The organism is Actinomadura sp. NPDC049382 (assembly GCF_040677125.1).
Taxonomy (GTDB): domain Bacteria; phylum Actinomycetota; class Actinomycetes; order Streptosporangiales; family Streptosporangiaceae; genus Spirillospora; species Spirillospora geliboluensis.
On the sequence record NZ_JBFARO010000002.1, the window covers coordinates 206,128 to 223,933 of the forward strand.

Sequence of the window (17,806 nt, forward strand, 5' to 3'; positions counted from 1 at the left end):
GCGGGGGCCGCTTCCTGGGAGGATCAGGCCGCCTTCTTCCCCCCAGGGAGGTCGCCGTGTACGCCCGTCCGCTGCTCGCCGCCGCGCTGCTCGTGCTCCCGCTGCTGGGCCTCGGCGCCTGCGGCGGGCAGGACGAGGTCACGATGCCGCCGCTCACCCCCGAGCCCGGCGACTCCCAGTTCTTCGACGTTCCGGCGTCCACGGCCGCGACGGCGTCCGCGAAGGAGACCTTCCCGGCGCGGCTCGCCCTCTTCAAGTACCTGCGCGGCGTCGCGGCGGGGAACCCGAAGGTCTGCGCCTACCTGACGCCCGCCTACCAGCGGGAGGCGTTCGGCGGGCCCGCCGCGTGCCGCACCGGCTTCGCGGCGGCCCGCGCGACGCTGCGCCCGCAGGACATCGCGGCGCTGCGCGGCGTGTCCGTCCCCGCCTGCGAGCCGGGGCCGGGCGAGGGCGAGTACACGGTCCGCTTCGAGGACCTGGCCTGGAAGGGCGAGCCCGCCCGCGCGGGCGGGCCGCTGGCGGCGAGCTTCACCCTCCGCAAGACCGGCGCCTACTGGCAGATCACCGTCTGACCGTCACAGCCCCAGGTCGGCGAGACCCGGCAGGTGGACGCGGGCGGCGTCGCGGGCGTCCCCGGCCGTGCGCGCGGCGCGGGCCGCGGCGGCGGCCTCCCGGCACTGCTCCAGGGTGTGCTTGGCGAGCGCGGCCCGCACCAGCGGCAGCGACGGGGCGCTCATCGACAGCGACGTCACCCCGAGCCCGACCAGCACGCACGCGAGCGCCGGGTCGCCGGCCGCCTCCCCGCACACCCCGCACGGGACGCCCGCGGCGGCCGCCGGGGCGACCAGGTCGAGGACGGCGGGCTGCCACGGGTCCTGCAGGCGGGCGAGGCCGCCGACCTGCCGGTCCGCCGCGCACGCGTACTGCGTCAGGTCGTTGGTGCCGATGCTGAAGAACTCCACCTCGGCGGCGACGTCGCGGGCGCGCAGCGCGGCCGCCGGCACCTCGATCATGACGCCGGGATGCTCGATGCCGGCGTCCCGGCACTGCCCCGCGAACCAGGCCGCGTCCGCCGCGTCCGTCACCATCGGGGCCATGACCTGGAGCTTCACGGTCAGGTCGGTGGCGGCGCGGGCCAGCGCGGCGAGCTGCGCGGCCAGCACGTCCGGGTGCCGCACCGACATCCGCACGCCCCGCTCGCCGAGCGCCGGGTTCGGCTCCTCGCCGGGCGCGGGCAGGAACGCCAGCGGCTTGTCGGCGCCGGCGTCGAGCGTCCGGACGACCACGCGGCCCGCCGGGAACGCCTCCAGCACCTTGCGGTACGCCTCCTCCTGCTCCGCGTCGGACGGCGGGGTCGCGCGGTCCAGGAACAGGAACTCGGTGCGGTACAGGCCGACGCCCTCGGCGCCGTTCGCCAGCGCCTGCTCCAGGTCCTTCGGCCCGCCGATGTTGGCGAGCAGCGGCACCTCGTGGCCGTCGGCGGTCGCGCCCGGCCCGGTGAACTCCGCGAGCGCGGACCCCCGGGCGGCGGCCGCGGCGCGCGCCGACCGCACCTCCTCCTCCGACGGGTCGATCCGCACGGTCCCGGCGGCGCCGTCGACGAGCACGCGGGTGCCGTCGGCGAGCGACACCGCGCCCGGCAGCGCCACGACCGCGGGCACGCCCATCGTGCGGGCGATGATCGCGGTGTGGCTGGTCGGCCCGCCCTCCTCGGTGACGAACGCGACGACCTGCGCCGGGTCGAGCACGGCCGTGTCGGCCGGGGCCAGGTCCCGGGCGACGAGCACGAACGGCTCGTCGGACTCCGGGACGCCGGGCACCGGCAGCCCGAGCAGCCGGGCGACCGCGCGGTCGCGGATGTCGTCCAGGTCGGCGACGCGCGCCGCGAGATACTCGCCCGCCCCGGCGAGCATCTCCCGGTAGACGCCGAACGCCTCGAACACCGCGCGCGCGGCCGCGACGCCCTCACCGACCTTCGCGCCGACGCCGTCGGCGAGGCCCGGGTCGCGGGCCATCAGCGCCTGCGCGTTCAGCACGTCCCGGCCGTCGGTGTTGCCGGCCGCCGCGGCGCGCTCCCCGCGCGCCTCCAGATCGGCGGCGACGGCCTCCAGCGCGGCCAGCGCCGCGGCCCGCTCCGCCGCCGCGTCCCCGCCGTGCCGGTCGCCGGCCGGCGGCTCCGGAACGTCCCCGGCGACGCGCAGCACCGGACCGGCGCCGACCCCCGGGCTGACTCCCGCGCCCTGCAGTACGCCCGCCACCCCTAGGCCTCCTCGGGCTCCGGCGTCGACAGCAGCTTCTCCAGGCTGTCGAGCAGTTCGTCGGCGCCCTCGCCGTCCGCGGACAGGACGATCTCCTCCCCGTGCCGGGCGTCCAGCCCCAGCACCGCGAGGATGCTCTTGGCGTTCACCGGGGCGCCGCCGCGCTTGGCCACGGTCACGTCCATCGGGGCCTTGGCCGCGGTCTGGACGAACAGCGCGGCCGGCCGCGCGTGCAGCCCCACCCTGGACTCGATCTTGACGTTGCGCTCGGTCACGGCACACTCCTCGCTAGTTCAGTGCCAGGCCCCGCACCCGCAGCGCGGGGCCCGGCACGACGTCCACTTCCTGAAAATCGGCCACCACGTGGTCGGCCCCGGCGAGCGCGCCCGCCGGCTGCGTGGTGATGACGCCCACGCAGGTCATGCCCGCGGCCTTCATGGCCGCCACGCCCGCGGGGGCGTCCTCGAACCCGACCGCCTCCTGCGGCGGGACGTCCAGGTCGCGCGCGGCGGCCAGGTAGCCCTCCGGGTGCGGCTTGCCGGTGACGACGTCCCCGGCGGTCACCACCAGGTCCAGCAGGTCGCGGATGCCGAGCTCGGCCAGCAGCCGCTCGGCGTACGGGCGCTGCCCCGAGGTCACCACGGCGAGCGGCACGCCCGCGTCCGCCAGCGACCGGACGAGGTCGACGGCGCCGGGGACGGGCGCGACCGCCGGCATCCCCGGCAGCGCCTCGTAGGACACCGCCTGCTCGAACAGCTCCTCGACCTTCCGGCCGGGGAACAGGTGCGCGAGGTCGCGCAGCACCTCGAGGCCGCGCCGCCCCGCGAACGAGCCGATCAGGGCGTCGTCCCACGGGACGCCGTGCGCGTCGAACAGCCGCGACCACATCACCCGGTTGCGCGGCTCGGTGTCGATGAGGGTGCCGTCGAGGTCGAACACCGCCGCGCCGAGTCCGATCACCGCCATCCGGTCAGCTCCATGTGCTCAGCTCCATGTGAAGAGCTCGGCCCCTTTCGTCACCTCGCCCGACTCGGCCACGTCCGACAGGGCGTCGGCGCCCGCGTCCAGGGCGACCACCGCGCAGATCGGCGAGCGGCCGCCCGCCTCGATCACCGCGGGGTTCCAGCCGACGACCGGCTGCCCGGCGGTGACCTCGTCGCCCTCGGCGGCGAGCAGCTCGAAGCCCTCGCCCTTCAGCTTGACGGTGTCGATGCCGAGGTGGACGAGGACGCCGTGGCCCTCGGCGTCCACCACGACGTAGGCGTGCGGATGCAGCTTGACGATCTTCCCGGTGACGGGCGCGATGGCCTGGCCCGGGGCGCGCTCGGGGTCGACGGCCGTGCCCGGGCCCACCATGGCCTGGGCGAAGACCGGGTCCGGGACGCCGGCGAGGCCGACGACCCGGCCGGTGACCGGGGACAGTACTCGGGTCATGGGAGGGCCTTCCCTAGGTCCTGTGGCTGGGGTCAGTCGAGGATGTCCTCGATGTCGCTGGCGATGGTGTCGGCGTCCGGGCCGACGACGACCTGCACGACGCCGCCGCTGCGCATCACGCCGTACGCGCCCGCCTTCTTCAGGCCCGCCTCGTCGACCTTGTCCCCGTCCTCGACCTCGGTGCGCAGCCGGGTGGCGCAGGGCTCGATCTCGATGATGTTGTCCGCGCCGCCCAGCGCCGCGATGATGGCCTCGGCCTTGTCCATGTCCTTCTCTTCTCTCGCTCGGGGGTCAGTCGGTCTGGGTGACCTTGTTGAGCCCGCGGGGGACGTCGGGGTCGACGCCGAGCCGGCGGGCGAGGTTCTCGACCATGATCTGGCCGGGGACGATGAGGCCGAGCGGGGCCACCCACTCGGGCAGGGCGGGGCCCGGCAGCGCGGCCGAGCACGCGGCGGCCAGCTCCGCGCCGCCGCCGACGCCGAACGCGCGGGCGCCGGCGCCCTCGACGCGGCGGGCCAGCGCGACGGTGCCCTGCAGCGTCGGCCCGCTGTCGGCGGCGACCAGCAGCGCGGGGGTCTGCGCGTCCACGACGGCGATCGGGCCGTGCAGCAGGTCGGCGTAGGACAGGCCCATGGCGTGCAGGTAGCACGCCTCCTTGATCTTCAGCGCCAGCTCCAGCGCGGTGCCGAACGCGATGCCGCGCCCGGACACCACCGCGCCGGGGACCTTCGCCAGCTCGGCGACGATCTCCGGCAGCGCCGCCGACGCCTCGGTCAGCTCGATCATCCGCGCGACCTCGTCGGGGACGCGGCGCAGGTCGCCTGCGGCGACGTCCGCGCCGAGCCCGAGCCCGAACACCGACAGCGCGGCGAGCTGGGTGGTGTAGGTCTTGGTGGCCGGGACGGCGATCTCGTCGCCGGCCTCGGTGACCAGCGCGACCTCGGCGGCCTCGGCCAGCGGCGAGCCGGCGCCGTTGGTGACCGCGACCGTCCGGGCGCCGCAGTCCTTCGCCCAGTCGAGGGTCTCGACGATCTCCTCGGTCTTGCCGGACTGGCTGATCGCGACGGCGAGCACGCCGTCCAGGTCCAGCTTGCGCTTGTAGGCGGTGGCGATGGACGGCGCCGCGAGGGTGGCCAGCCGGCCCGCCTGCGACTCCACCAGGTACCGCCCGTACACCGCGGCGTTGTCGGACGAGCCGCGCGCGATGAACAGCACCTGCCGGGTCTCCCGCGCGAGCGCCGCGAGGTCCGCGGTGCGCGGGAGGAGCGCGTCGATCGTCCGGCGCAGCGCGTCCGGCTGCTCGCCGATCTCGGCGCGCATCTGACTGGTCATGATCCCCCTTCGAAGAGTTTCTGCCCGCCCACCCACGTGGTACGCGCCCGGTGGTCCGGCCCCAGCCACACGAGGTCGGCGGCGGCGCCGGGCGCGATCCGGCCGAGGTCGGGACGGCCGATGAGGTCGGCCGGAATCCGTGTCGCGGCGTCCACCGCCGCGGCCGTGCCGAGGCCGAGGCCGATCGCGTTGCCGACCGCCTCGTCCAGCCGGAGGCCGGACCCGGCGATGGTGCCGTCGGCGCGCAGCGGCGGGCCCTGCTCGGGCATCGTGATGGGCTCGCCGCCCAGGTCGTAGGTGCCGGGCGGCATCCCGGCGGCGGACGCGGCGTCGGTGACGAGCACGACCCGGCCGGGCGCGGCGCGGAACACCAGCTGCGCGACCTTCCCCGACACGTGGTGCAGGTCGAGGATGAGGCCGGGGCTGAGCCGGTCGTCGATGAGCGCCTGCACGGCGACGCCCGGGTCGCGGTGGTGGACGCCGGTCTGCGCGTTGAAGATGTGGGTGACCATGCGCGCGCCGGCGTCGGCCGCGGCGGCGGTCTGGTCGGCGGTCGCGGCGCTGTGCCCGACGCTGACCAGGACCCCGGCGGCGGTCAGGGCGCGGATCGCCTCCAGCGCGCCGTCGCGTTCGGGCGCGAGCGTGACCAGCTTGACCAGGCCCGTCTCCAGCAGCGTCTTGAGCGCTTCGGGCGTCGGGTCGGTGAGGTGGGCGGCGTTGTGCGCGCCCTTGCGCTGCTCCGACAGGAACGGGCCTTCGAGGTGGACGCCGAGGACGCGCGTTCCGTCGGGGAGGTCCGGCAGGAGGTCGCGGGTGCGGCGGAGCGCGGCGGCCTGCGTCTCGACCGGCGCGGTGATGAACGTGGGGAGGAACGCGGTGACGCCCGTCTCGGGGAGCCGGGAGACGACGGTGCGCCAGCCCGCCTCGTCCGCGTCGACCATGTCGTGGCCGTAGAAGCCGTTCACCTGGAGGTCGACCAGGCCGGGCGCGAGCAGTCCGTCGGGGAGGTCGAGGTCGGGGGCGCCGGCGGGACGTCCCTCGCCGGCCTCGGCGATGACCCCGTCCGCCACCCGGACGTATCCCGGGGAGACCACGCGGGTAGGACCCTCGGCGGGGGTGATGATCATGCGGGAGGCCGTGATCAGTAGTGATGCCATGGTGCGCGCTCTCTGTGACGCGATCGGTCGCGGGGGCCGGTTCCTCCGTGTCAACTGGTCTAGTCCGGACTAGACCAGTACGCACCATACTCCACGAATCGGATGGAGATGAAGATGCGGGGCGAAACTCGTCCGGCGGGCGATGCGGCCCCGCACGGGGGCCGGACGCCGGTCGCCGCGATGGCGGCCCGAAGAGGTCAGGACGAGCCGGCCGAAGCGGACGCCGCATCCGCGAGGGCGCCCTGACCTGCGAATTCTTCGATCTTGACGTCGTCGCGGCGTGACCAGGTCGTTACAAATTCGTGCATTGACATGCCTTTCGGTCATGTGGTCTAGTCCGGCCTAGACCAGTACGAACCAAATCGCATACCGTCTAAATCACCGCCAGTCCACTCTTCCGTCGAAACCCGGCGAACCCCGTCGATCCGGCCCCCGGCCATCGAGGACCCCCGTGACCACCATCGATCCGCACAGTCCCGTACCGAAGTACTTCCAGCTCCGCGCGATCCTGCTCGACCTCATCGAGAGCGCGGAGCTGCCCGTCGACGCCCCGATCCCCTCGGAGCGCGAGCTGTGCGGCCGGTACGGACTCTCCCGCATGACCGTCCGGCAGGGCGTCGACCAGCTCGTCTCCGAGGGGCGGCTCTACCGCGTCCCCGGAAAGGGCACCTTCGTCGCCCGGCCCAAGATCGAGATGCCGCTGCGGCTCGTCTCCTTCACCGAGGACATGCTGGCCCGCGGGCTGCGGCCGGGCGCGATCGACCTCGACCGGCGGACGGTCCCGGCCGACGCCCGGCTCGCCCGCATCTTCGACGTCGAACCCGGCACCCAGATCCACGTCATCGAGCGCCTGCGCACCGCCGACGGGGAGCCCATGGCCCTCGAACGCGCGCACATCCTGGCCGCCCTCGCCCCCGACCTGCTCGACCGCCGGCTCGCCGACCGTTCCCTCTACGGCGTCCTCGAAGCGGTGTACGGGCTGGTCTTCGACGCGGGCGACCAGACCATCGACGCCAGCCTGGCCGACGCGACCGACGCCAGGCACCTGCAGATCGCCCGGGGCAGCGCCGTGCTGCTCCTGCAACGCCGCTCGTACACCGGAGGGGTGTGCGCCGAGCTGGGCGTGTCGACCTACCGGGCGGACCGCTACCAGATCCACACGGCCCTCGGAAACCCCCCGCCGCACTCCGAACACCCCTGAGGAGGAACCTCGCGATGACTGCGACAACAGTGGACTCCGCGCCGCGGCGCGGGTCCAGCACCCTCGCGGTGCTGCAGCGGATCGGCCGCAGCCTCATGCTGCCGATCGCCGTGCTGCCCGCCGCCGCGCTGCTGCTGCGCTTCGGCCAGGCCGACATGCTCGGCGCCGACGGGCTCGGCTGGGACCGGATCGCCGAGATCGTCGGTGAGGCCGGCAACGCGCTGTTCGCCGCGCTCCCGCTGCTCTTCGCCGTCGGCGTGGCGATCGGCTTCGCCAAGAAGTCCGACGGCTCCACCGCGCTCGCCGCCGTGGTCGGATACCTGGTCTTCGACCGGGTCTCCAAGATCATGTTCTCGCACACCGACGAGCTCAAGGGCAACGTCCTCATCACGAAGGTGGCGGACGGGGCGCAGGCGCAGGTCATCGACTGGGGCGCCAAGAACCCGACCGACGTGCTCGGCGGCATCCTGATGGGCGTCATCGCGGCCCTGCTCTACCAGCGGTACTACCGGATCAAGCTGCCGACCTGGCTGGCGTTCTTCGGCGGCCGCCGGTTCGTGCCGATCATCACCGCGGTGGCCGGCCTCGCGCTCGGCATCCTGATCGGCTTCATCTGGCCGCTGTTCGGCAGCTGGCTCACCGACGCCGGCGAGTGGATCACCGGGGCGGGCGCCGCCGGCGCCGGCATCTACGGCGTCATCAACCGGCTGCTGCTGCCCTTCGGCCTGCACCACATCCCGAACTCGCTCATCTGGTTCGTGTTCGGCGACTACAACACCCCCGGCGGCGTCGTCCACGGCGAGATCAACCGCTACCTGGCCGGCGACCCCGACGCGGGCGGCTTCCTCGCCGGGTTCTTCCCCGTGCTGATGTTCGGCCTGCCCGGCGCGGCCCTCGCGATGTGGCACGCCGCGCCCAAGCACCGGCGCCCCGCGGTCGGCGGCATCATGATCTCCGCCGCGCTGACCGCGTTCGTCACCGGCGTCACCGAGCCGATCGAGTTCGCGTTCATGTTCGTCGCGCCCGTCCTGTACGGCGTGCACGTCGTCCTCACCGGCATCTCGATGGCCGTGCTGGAGGCGGCCGGCGCCAAGCTCGGCTTCGGCTTCTCCGCCGGCGGCATCGACCTGCTGCTGAACGCCCGCAAGGACAACACGTCGGGGCTGCTGCTGATCCTCGGCATGGGCGTCCTGTACTTCTTCCTCTACTACTTCATCTTCAGATTCCTGATCACGCGGTTCAACTTCGCGACCCCGGGCCGGGAGCCCGAGGGCGAGGAGTCGACCGCCGCCGACCCGGCCGCCAGCCCGGAGCTCGCCGGCGGGGAGAAGGGCGAGAAGAAGAAGAAGAAGCGCGACCGGAAGGGCACCGCCGAACCGCAGGACTCCCCTGCCGGCGGCTGACCCTCCCCCAGGGGCGCCGCGAACCCCCTCGCCCCGTTCGCGGCGCCCCGCCCGGGGGCCGGCCAGCCCACCGGCCCCGCTCCCAAGAGGTTCCGGACGCCCGCACCGCCCGGAACCGCTCCCAGAAGGCGGCGGGACGCTCCTCAGCGTCCCGCCGCCTTCGCACGTCCACCCCTCCGGCGACCACTGCCCACCGGGGTTTCCCACTCCCGTGGCGTGCGCTCTTTCTCAGTCGCGTTCGCGAGTGACACGGGCGTTACAGGAACGGCCGAAGGTGGTCAGGATGTATTTTTCGCGCCTCTTCTGACTCCTGTTTCCAAACGAGTCGGGAGGTTCTCATGAGCGGTCGTCCGGTGGCGTCTTCGGCGGTTCGGATCATTCGGTACCGGCCCGCACCGGTCCCCCGGAAGGCGCCGGCGCCGCCCGGCCCCGGGCTGCGGATCGTGCGGCCGGGGGACGGGGTGGAGGCCGAGGCGCGGGCGGTCGCCGACACCGCCGTGCGGCTCGTCGTGGAGGTCCTGGCGGGCGCGCGGCCCGCGCACCAGCTGTCGCTCGTGGCCGTCCCGGCGGTGTGCCGCGCGTTCGCCCCGCACACGGGCGCGGGGACGCGCGGGAGACGGGTCGTCCCGCCGAAGGTGCTGTCCAGCAGGATGCAGCGGCCGTCGCCGACCGTGGCCGAAGCCGCGGCGGTGGTGGCCGTGGCCGGGCGCGTCCACGCGCTGGCGCTGCGGCTGGAGCTGGCGCGGGGCCGGTGGCGCTGCACCGCCCTGGAGACGACCGCCCCCTGACATGCGGAAGCGGCCTCCCGGACGTCCGGGAGGCCGCTTCGCGCCGTACTACCCGCTCGTGCGGTGCTACTCGCTCGTGCGGTGCTACTTGTTCTTGTTGCGCGGGTCGCCGTGGCAGCGCTTGAACTTCTTGCCCGAGCCGCAGGGGCACGGGTCGTTGCGGTTCACGCCCGCGTACTCGTCCTCGGTCTCCTCGCTGTGCAGCTCGACGCCGCCCTCACCGTCGACGGTCGGGGCCGAGTACTCCAGCTTCTTCGGACGGGACGGCTTCTCCAGCCCCTTCGCCTTGATCGCGGGGGCCTCCTCGGCCTCCTCGACCTCGGCCTCCTCCGCGGCGCCCTCCGCCGCGGGGGCCGACTTCGCGACCGACACCGGCGCGGCGCCGACGGTCGGGGTCTCCGGCTGCTCCTCGACCTCGACCTCGAGGTTGAACAGGTAGCCGACCGACTCCTCCTTGATGCCGTCGAGCATCGCGTTGAACATGTCGTAGCCCTCGCGCTGGTACTCCACCAGCGGGTCGCGCTGCGCCATGGCCCGCAGGCCGATGCCCTCCTGGAGGTAGTCCATCTCGTAGAGGTGCTCGCGCCACTTGCGGTCCAGCACCGACAGGACGACGCGGCGCTCCAGCTCGCGCATGACCTCCGAGCCGAGCTCCTCCTCGCGCTTGGCGTAGGCCGCCTGGGCGTCGTCGCGGATCTTCTCCGCGAGCGTCTCGGCGTCCAGCCCGGACAGGTCGCCGTCCTCGTCGTCGGTCAGGTCCTCGACCGAGATCGAGATCGGGTACAGCTGCTTGAACGCCTTCCACAGCTTGTCGAGGTCCCACTCCTCGGCGAAGCCCTCGCCGGTGGCGCCCGCGACATAGCCGGCCACGACCTCGTCGATCATCCGGCGGACCTGCTCCTGCAGGTCGGCGCCCTCCAGCACCTGGCGGCGCTCGGCGTAGATGACCTTGCGCTGCCGGTTCAGCACCTCGTCGTACTTCAAGACGTTCTTGCGCATCTCGAAGTTCTGCTGCTCGACCTGGCTCTGCGCCGACTTGATCGCGTTCGTGACGATCTTGGACTCGATCGGGGTGTCGTCCGGGATGTTCAGCCGCGTCATGATCGACTCGACCCGGGCCGAGTTGAACAGCCGCATCAGGTCGTCCTCCAGCGACAGGTAGAACCGGGACTCGCCCGGGTCGCCCTGCCGGCCGGAGCGGCCGCGCAGCTGGTTGTCGATGCGCCGCGACTCGTGCCGCTCCGTCGCGAGCACGTACAGGCCGCCGGCCTCGACGACCTCCTCGTGCTCGCCCTTCACGTCCTCCTTGGCCTTCTCCAGCGCCTCCGGCCAGGCCGCCTCGTACTCCTCGGGCGTCTCCAGCGGGGACAGGCCGCGCTGGTGCAGCACCAGGTCGGCGCGGAAGTCGGGGTTGCCGCCGAGCATGATGTCGGTGCCGCGGCCCGCCATGTTCGTCGCGACGGTGACGCTGCCCTTGCGGCCCGCCTCCGCGACGATCGCCGACTCCTGCTCGTGGTGCTTGGCGTTCAGCACCTGGTGCGGGACGCCGCGGCGCTTGAGCATCTTGCTCAGCTTCTCGGACTTCTCCACCGAGGTGGTGCCGACCAGCACCGGCTGGCCCTTCTCGTGCCGCTCGGCGATGTCGTCGACGACGGCCTCGAACTTGGCCTGCTCGGTCTTGTAGACGACGTCCGCCACGTCCTCGCGGATCATCGGCTTGTTCGTCGGGATCGGCACGACGCCGATCTTGTAGGTCTTGTTGAACTCCGCCGCCTCGGTCTCGGCGGTGCCGGTCATGCCGGACAGCTTGTTGTAGAGGCGGAAGTAGTTCTGCAGGGTGATCGTGGCGAGCGTCTGGTTCTCGTCCTTGATCGCCACGCCCTCCTTGGCCTCGATGGCCTGGTGCATGCCCTCGTTGTAGCGGCGGCCGTGGAGGATGCGGCCGGTGAACTCGTCCACGATCAGGACCTCGCCGTTCATGACGACGTAGTCCTTGTCGCGCTTGTAGAGCTCCTTGGCCTTCAGGGCGTTGTTCAGGAAGCTGACCAGCGGGGTGTTCACCGAGTCGTACAGGTTGTCGATGCCGAGCCAGTCCTCGACCTTCTCGACGCCGGACTCGGTCACGCCGACCGTGCGCTTCTTCTCGTTCACCTCGTAGTCGCCGGGGCCGTACTCGTCGACCTGCCCGGCGGTGCTGACCAGCTCGGCCCGCTTCAGCCGCGGGACGATCTTGGCGAACTCCGAGTACCACTTGGAGTTCTGCTCGGCCGGACCCGAGATGATCAGCGGGGTGCGGGCCTCGTCGATGAGGATCGAGTCGACCTCGTCCACGATCGCGAAGTTGTGCCCGCGCTGGACGCACTCGTCCAGGCTCCACGCCATGTTGTCGCGCAGGTAGTCGAACCCGAACTCGTTGTTCGTCCCGTAGGTGATGTCGCAGTTGTAGGCCGCGCGGCGCTCGTCCGGGGTCATCTGCGGGAGGATGACGCCGACGTCCAGCCCGAGGAACTGGTGGACGCGGCCCATCCACTCGGCGTCGCGTTTGGCCAGGTAGTCGTTCACCGTGACCACGTGCACGCCGTCGCCGGACAGCGCGTTCAGGTACGCGGGGAGCACGCAGGTCAGGGTCTTGCCCTCACCCGTCTTCATCTCGGCGATGTTCCCGAGGTGCAGCGCCGCGCCGCCCATGATCTGGACGTCGTAGTGCCGCTGGCCGAGGACGCGCTTGGCGGCTTCGCGTGCGGTCGCGAAGGCCTCCGGAAGCAGGTCGTCCAGGGACTCGCCGTCGGCGATGCGTTCCCGGTACTTGTCGGTCAGCTCGCGCAACTCGGCGTCGCTCATCTCGAGGAAGTCCTCCTCGATCGAGTTGACCTGATCCGCGAGCTTCTTGAGCTTGCGCAGGGTTTTTCCCTCGCCCGCACGAAGGATCTTGTCGATGACTGGCGGCACTCTCGAAGGCTCCTTGCAGATCGTGGTTCACCGCTCAAGGCGGCACGCACACCACACGTACGATGCCATCGTAGGCGAGACCCAGAATGGTCTAGGTCACTCCGCAGCGCAATCCACTGTGCGTTCCGTTTGACTTTCCGGGTCCCGGAGAGGATCTCTCACACCTCACGGGAGGGAGGCCCAATGTCCTCAGAGGGTTCGCACGCCGGCCGGCCGAGTTCGTGGCTCGCCGTCGGCGTCATCTTCATCGGCTTCGTCGTCGGCGGCGTGGCGCTCTGCCTCGGCCCGTCCTGGATCATGTTCTGGGTCGGCGTCGGCATCGTGGTCGCCGGGTTCCTCGTCAGCTGGCTGGTCCACCTCTTCGCGGACGTCGTCGTGGACGCGCCCCGCGTGATCCCCGAGATCGTCGACTACTCCCTGTTCGGCTCCCGCTCGGCCAAGCGCCGCGGCGGCGACCAGGGCGAGTCCATCGAGGCCCCGGTGGCGACCGACACCCAGCAGACCCCCCACGGCTGATCCCGCGTGTCCGAGGCCGGCCCGCCGGGCCGGCCTCACGCATGCCGCGTCCGAAACCCTCAGGCACACGCCTCGACGACCACATTTCGGTCGGCGCAAACCCGCACATGGTTTCAACGCCCCACCGCACCGAGCCGATTCCCCGGCCCCCGGCGGCCTCAACGGGACGCGGCGGCGTCCAGGGCGGCTTTCAGGAGCGCGGGCGGGAGGTCGGTGCGCTCCACGCGGACGTCGTCGCAGCCGACCCAGGCGGCGGCGCGCCAGAGCGCGGTGGCGAGAGCCGCCGCCGAGGTCTCGGTGCGCGCGGCGGTGCGGGTGGCCCAGGGTTCCAGGGACGCCTGACGGGCGATGAGGGTGCGCCCTTCCCGGGCCGGGTCGACCCGCCCGATGAGGCGGCCGCCGGCGAGGAGCGGCATCGCGAAGTATCCGTGGACGCGCTTGTCCTTCGGGACGTACGCCTCCAGGCGGTGGTCGAACCCGAAGACGCGCGACGCGCGGGCGCGGTCCCAGACGAGGGAGTCGAAGGGCGAGAGCAGGGTGGTGGCGTGCCTGCCCTTGGGCGGGGCGGCCAGCGCGCCGGGGTCGGCCCACGCCCGCTGGGACCATCCGGCAACAGTGGCCGGGACGAGCCCGGTCGCCTCGATCACGCGGTCGACCTGGTCCTGCTTGATCCGGTAGTAGTCGGCGAGATCACCGCGCGTCGCGACTCCGAGAGCGCGTCCGGCACGGGCGACCAGCTCGGTCAAGCAGGCGTCGTCGTCCAAATCCCGGGCGAGCAGCTCGGACGGCACAGCCCGCTCGGCCAGGTCGTACACGCGACGCCAGCCGACCCGCTCGACGCAGACGACCTCGCCGATGTCCAGCAACCACTCGATACCGATCTTGTGGTCGCTCCAGTCCCACCATTCGGCGCTCGCCTTGGCGCCGCCGAGCTCCTTGGTGGTGAGCGGGCCGTCCGCCTTCAGCCGATCGCGGATCTCGTCGCAGACGCCCTCCGGCACCTTGTGCCAGCGCCACCCGCGCCGCAGGTACGCGCGCCGCCGGAACGCGAACAGCGGCCAGTCGGCCATCGGGATCACGGACGCCGCATGCGCCCAGTACTCGAACGCCCGATACCCGCCACCCGAAACCCGCCCAACACCGCCCGCACCGTTCCCGGCGGCCCCAGCGCCCCGCGCACCGCTCCCGGCGGAACGCGAACCTCCGCCCCAGTAGGCCGCCTCAATGGCACCCCGGCTCACCGCCCCCAAGCGCGCGTAGGGCACCAGCTCATGAGACCGCGCCAAAACCGAGATCGTGTCGAGCTGGACGGCACCGAGCCGTTCCAGCATCGCCGGAACCCCACCTTTCGGACGCGCCCCCAGAAAACCCTGCGCGCGCAACTGAAGCCGCCGAGCCTCATCGGCCCCGAGCTCGACCCCGCCACCGCCCTGCGTCCCGCCTACTGTCTCCACCACGCCCGCGATGCTACGACACAACACCGACAAACCCGGATAGCCGGTCTCACCCCCCGCAGGGTGCCGGGGTCAGGTGATCTCTAGGAGTTTCTCGCGGACGGCGTAGACGACGGCCTCCATGCGGGAGTGGAGCTGGAGTTTCTCCAGGATGTTGCGGACGTGGTTCTTCACGGTGTTCTCGGAGATGAAGAGCTCGCGGGCGATCTCGCGGTTGCCGAGGCCGCGGGCGACGAGGCGCAGGACCTCCATCTCGCGTTCGGTGAGGCGCGGCGCGGGGACCTGCTGCGTGCGCTCCTCACTGCGCTTGGCCAGCGCGGCGAACTCGGTGATGAGCTTGGACGCCATCGACGGGCTTATCAGCGACTGGCCGCCGTGGACCGCGCGGACGGCCTGCGGGACCTCGTCGATGGAGATCTCCTTGAGCAGGTAGCCGCTGGCTCCGGCCTTGATCGCCTCGAAGAGGTCCTCCTCCTCGTCGCTGATGGTCAGCATGACGATCTTGGCGCTGGGCGCGGCGTCCTTGATGGCGGTGCACGCCTCGATGCCGCTGCGGCGCGGCATCCGGATGTCCATCAGGACGATGTCGGGCAGCAGGTCGCCGGCCATCTCGACGGCCTCGTGCCCGTCCCCGCCCTCGCCGATGACCTCGATGTCGTCCTCGCCCTGGAGGACCATCTCCAGTCCTCTGCGGAACAGCGCATGGTCGTCGACGATGAGCACGCGGATGGGGTCGGCCGCTCCGGCCGGCGGCGCGGCGTCACGACCGGCGGGGGCGCCGGTCTGACGGGGTACCGCCGCGGCGTCGCGAGTCTCGGGCTTCTCGCTCACCAGAGTCGCGGCGTGGAGGAGACGCCGCTTCCCCCCTTCACTATTCAGCGATCTGGAACTACCGGAGGGTTGTGATCCATCGGGTCGTCCTCGGGAACTTACGGGGTCCGGGGACGAACCCGGGGGATTTCGGACCGGGGTGTCTCCCGGTCAACCGCCGCGCGCCCCGGGAGGTTCCCGGGACGCGCCGGATCGGCTGATGCGCCTTTTCAGATCATGGCATGGTTCCGGTGGTGACGTGACGCGTCCGCCGCATCACCGATACGAAGAGTCACTCCTCGACGAGCCTGATGACGCCGTAGTCCCAGCCTCTCCTCCGGTATACGACCGAGGGGTGCCCGGTGGCCTTGTCGCGGTAAAGGAAGAAGTCGTGGCCGACGAGCTCCATCTCGAACAGTGCCTGCTCAATGCCCATCGGCTCGGCCTTGTGGAATTTCTCGCGGACGACGAGGGGGCCGTCCCCGTCCATCGGGATCGGTACGAGGTTCTCGTCACGGGACACCGGCTCGGCCTCGACCGGCGGCGCGGTCTCCACGGGTTCGGGGACGGGCTCCGGCAGCGCCTCGGGGAGCGGTTCCATCGTCGCGAGCTTGGCGCGGCCCTTGCCGTTCTTGCCGTGGTTCTTCAGACCGTGTCCCTTGCGCCGCTCGGCGTCGCGGCGCAGCCGTGACTCCAGCTTGTCGAGCGCGAGGTCGAGGGCGCCGTAGCGGTCGTCGGCGGCGGCCTCGGCCCGGATCACCGGGCCGCGGGAGCGGATCGTCAGCTCCACTCGTTCACGCTGGTCGGCCAGCCGTGGGTTTCGTTCCTCGGACACCTCCACATCCACGCGGATGACCTTCTGGTCGAGCCGTTCGATCTTCGCCAGCTTGCTGTCGACATGCCGACGGAACCTGTCGTTGACGTCGGTGTGCCGGCCCCTCACGGTGATGTTCACGCGGGACCCCCCTTCTCCCGGTTGCGCTTGTCGCCCTGCCCGGGGACCTGCCGGCCCCGAACGGGCACCACAGGACGGTGGGTCGCACCCGCCCGGCCGACCTGGTCTTCGTCCCCACATCCGCCTGCTGAGGGGCTCGCGGCGCTCTCGCCACTACTGCCCTTCTCCCGGTTCGGGGGATGTCGGATCCCCCGATGGGGCAGGACTTACCTCTAAGGCGCACCGTGATCGGTCGACGAGAAGTCGCCTTACGTGGGCCGTTTCGCCTGCGCCTGGCATCGGCTAGCCGGATCGTCTGCCGTGCTCCTGACGAGCACTGCGATCCAACGCAACCACGGACCCGGGCGGGTGCCATGTCAGGAACGCTAACCCCTTACGCGACGAATGTCAGGGGGGTGGGCTGAGGAAAAACTCACGGACCGTCATCGAGGACTGCCGCAGCGGGTTCCCCTGGCGTCCCTCCACCTCCCCTGAGCCCCGACAGGCTCGGCGATCCCGCCGCCGACGGCCGCCCAGGTCAGGCAGCACTGACCTCGCGGTGAGTTTGAGAAATCTCTACTCCCCTGATGGCGAGATGTGACCCGAAGCACCCCCTACACCCCCTCATTCCAGGACAAGCCAGACGCTCTCGACTACCCAACGTGGCTTACCGCCGCCCAGCGAGCGAAAAGTGAAGAAAGTCACCATTCGCCCGATCCTCGCTCCCGCAACGCCTCCCGGACCGCCAGGGCGGGTGGGTTACCAGGGGCGGTGACGTGGGGTGGCGGCGATGGTGGCCGTGCCGGTCACCTCGGCTCCTGCGGCGCGTAAGGCTCGGGCCGCCTCCGCGAGGGACGAGCCCGTAGTGACCACGTCATCCACCAGGACGACCCGGCGGCCGGCCACGCACGCCCGCGCCTCTACGGCCCCTTGCAGGTTGGCGGCCCGCTGCCGCGCCGTGAGCCCGGCCTGGTCGGCGACCCGGCCGCGCTGCCGCAGCGCGTCCATCATGGACACCGGCACGCCGTCCGCCCACAGCCGCTTCACCGCCACCTCGACCACCCCGCGCAGCGGATCATGCCCCCGCCGCCGCACCGCCCGCCGCCCTGAAGGCACCCACACCAGCACCGGCCCCCCTCGAACATCCCCCGCCCCCACAGCACCCGCCCCCGCATCGCCCGCCCAGGTGTCATGTGGTTGGGCATGGCGTGATCGGGCCGTGGTCGCTGGTCGAGGGTTGGTCGCCTCCGGCGCGGGTGGTGGGGGTAGGGCTGCTTGGACGGCTGTTGCCAGGGCTTCGCCTAAGGGGACGGCCAGGGCGGTGCGGCCGCGTTCCTTGTAGGCGGCCAGGATCGTGCGCAGGGGGCCTTCGTAGGCGGCGACGGTCCAAGGGGGCGGGATGCCGGCCGTCGCGGCTCTGACGGGCCGTGCAGAGGCGCGTAGGGGTCTTGCGCAGGTGTCGCACAGCAGGACGGGCTCCTGCCCGCAGCCCGCGCACTGCTCCGGCAGCAGGAGGTCGATCAGGTCGCGCAGAAATCTCATGCGATCGACAGTGCCGCTCCGAGCGGCA

Annotated in this window: 16 protein-coding genes and 1 pseudogene; 5 read left to right on the plus strand and 12 right to left on the minus strand. The window is 72.0% G+C overall.

What is annotated here, in order from left to right; translation table 11 throughout:
- Positions 1-56: 56 nt before the first annotated feature.
- Positions 57-572 (plus strand): hypothetical protein, encoded by a 516-nt coding sequence (locus AB0K34_RS02255; RefSeq protein ID WP_138640207.1) that lies wholly within the window; start codon positions 57-59, stop codon positions 570-572.
- 3 nt (positions 573-575) lie between these two features.
- Here AB0K34_RS02255 and ptsP read toward each other — a convergent pair whose 3' ends face one another.
- The 7 genes and pseudogenes from ptsP to nagA form a co-directional block, all read right to left on the minus strand.
- Positions 576-2,258, minus strand: coding sequence for a phosphoenolpyruvate--protein phosphotransferase (ptsP, locus tag AB0K34_RS02260; protein WP_364544746.1), 1,683 nt, complete (start codon positions 2,256-2,258; stop codon positions 576-578).
- A gap of 2 nt (positions 2,259-2,260) precedes the next feature.
- A complete protein-coding gene (locus tag AB0K34_RS02265) occupies positions 2,261-2,533 on the minus strand; it encodes an HPr family phosphocarrier protein (protein WP_364544748.1) in 273 nt (90 codons plus the stop codon).
- 13 nt (positions 2,534-2,546) lie between these two features.
- Complete coding sequence (locus AB0K34_RS02270; RefSeq protein WP_364544751.1) at positions 2,547-3,224, minus strand: HAD family phosphatase; 678 nt, start codon at positions 3,222-3,224, stop codon at positions 2,547-2,549.
- An 18-nt stretch (positions 3,225-3,242) separates the two neighbouring features.
- Entirely contained in the window at positions 3,243-3,692 is a 450-nt protein-coding gene (locus tag AB0K34_RS02275) for a PTS glucose transporter subunit IIA (RefSeq protein ID WP_138640203.1), read from the minus strand.
- 32 nt (positions 3,693-3,724) lie between these two features.
- Positions 3,725-3,961: pseudogene (locus tag AB0K34_RS02280) on the minus strand (glucose PTS transporter subunit EIIB); the annotation flags it as partial.
- A gap of 22 nt (positions 3,962-3,983) precedes the next feature.
- A complete protein-coding gene (locus AB0K34_RS02285) occupies positions 3,984-5,024 on the minus strand; it encodes an SIS domain-containing protein (protein ID WP_364544753.1) in 1,041 nt (346 codons plus the stop codon).
- Complete coding sequence (gene nagA, locus AB0K34_RS02290) at positions 5,021-6,181, minus strand: N-acetylglucosamine-6-phosphate deacetylase (protein WP_364544756.1); 1,161 nt, start codon at positions 6,179-6,181, stop codon at positions 5,021-5,023. Before nagA ends, AB0K34_RS02285 begins: the two co-directional genes overlap by 4 nt.
- 451 nt (positions 6,182-6,632) lie before the next feature.
- Between nagA and AB0K34_RS02295 the strand changes: the two genes are divergently transcribed.
- From AB0K34_RS02295 to AB0K34_RS02305, 3 genes are all read left to right on the plus strand, one after another.
- Positions 6,633-7,382, plus strand: a complete 750-nt coding sequence (locus tag AB0K34_RS02295; RefSeq protein WP_138640199.1) for a GntR family transcriptional regulator — start codon at positions 6,633-6,635, stop codon at positions 7,380-7,382.
- A gap of 14 nt (positions 7,383-7,396) precedes the next feature.
- On the plus strand, positions 7,397-8,785 hold the full coding sequence (locus tag AB0K34_RS02300; protein WP_364544759.1) for a PTS transporter subunit EIIC: 1,389 nt from the start codon (positions 7,397-7,399) through the stop codon (positions 8,783-8,785).
- 338 nt (positions 8,786-9,123) lie between these two features.
- Positions 9,124-9,573 carry an Rv3235 family protein gene (locus AB0K34_RS02305; protein ID WP_138640926.1) on the plus strand — a complete coding sequence of 150 codons (450 nt, stop codon included), beginning with the start codon at positions 9,124-9,126 and terminating at the stop codon, positions 9,571-9,573.
- An 84-nt stretch (positions 9,574-9,657) separates the two neighbouring features.
- On the opposite strand, the gene secA is transcribed toward AB0K34_RS02305, so the two are convergent.
- Positions 9,658-12,522 carry a preprotein translocase subunit SecA gene (secA, locus tag AB0K34_RS02310; protein WP_301175945.1) on the minus strand — a complete coding sequence of 955 codons (2,865 nt, stop codon included), beginning with the start codon at positions 12,520-12,522 and terminating at the stop codon, positions 9,658-9,660.
- 183 nt (positions 12,523-12,705) lie between these two features.
- Here secA and AB0K34_RS02315 point away from each other — a divergent pair, with 183 nt between their 5' ends.
- Entirely contained in the window at positions 12,706-13,038 is a 333-nt protein-coding gene (locus AB0K34_RS02315; protein WP_138640924.1) for an HGxxPAAW family protein, read from the plus strand.
- A gap of 158 nt (positions 13,039-13,196) precedes the next feature.
- Here the strand turns inward: AB0K34_RS02315 and AB0K34_RS02320 are convergent, their stop codons facing one another.
- From AB0K34_RS02320 to AB0K34_RS02335, 4 genes are all read right to left on the minus strand, one after another.
- Positions 13,197-14,369, minus strand: coding sequence for a crosslink repair DNA glycosylase YcaQ family protein (locus AB0K34_RS02320; protein WP_138640923.1), 1,173 nt, complete (start codon positions 14,367-14,369; stop codon positions 13,197-13,199).
- A gap of 195 nt (positions 14,370-14,564) precedes the next feature.
- Positions 14,565-15,221, minus strand: a complete 657-nt coding sequence (locus AB0K34_RS02325) for a response regulator transcription factor (protein WP_301175961.1) — start codon at positions 15,219-15,221, stop codon at positions 14,565-14,567.
- A gap of 373 nt (positions 15,222-15,594) precedes the next feature.
- Positions 15,595-16,257, minus strand: a complete 663-nt coding sequence (gene raiA / locus AB0K34_RS02330; protein ID WP_138640921.1) for a ribosome-associated translation inhibitor RaiA — start codon at positions 16,255-16,257, stop codon at positions 15,595-15,597.
- 738 nt (positions 16,258-16,995) lie between these two features.
- Positions 16,996-17,778 carry a phosphoribosyltransferase family protein gene (locus AB0K34_RS02335; RefSeq protein ID WP_301175946.1) on the minus strand — a complete coding sequence of 261 codons (783 nt, stop codon included), beginning with the start codon at positions 17,776-17,778 and terminating at the stop codon, positions 16,996-16,998.
- Between the last annotated feature and the right edge of the window lie 28 nt (positions 17,779-17,806).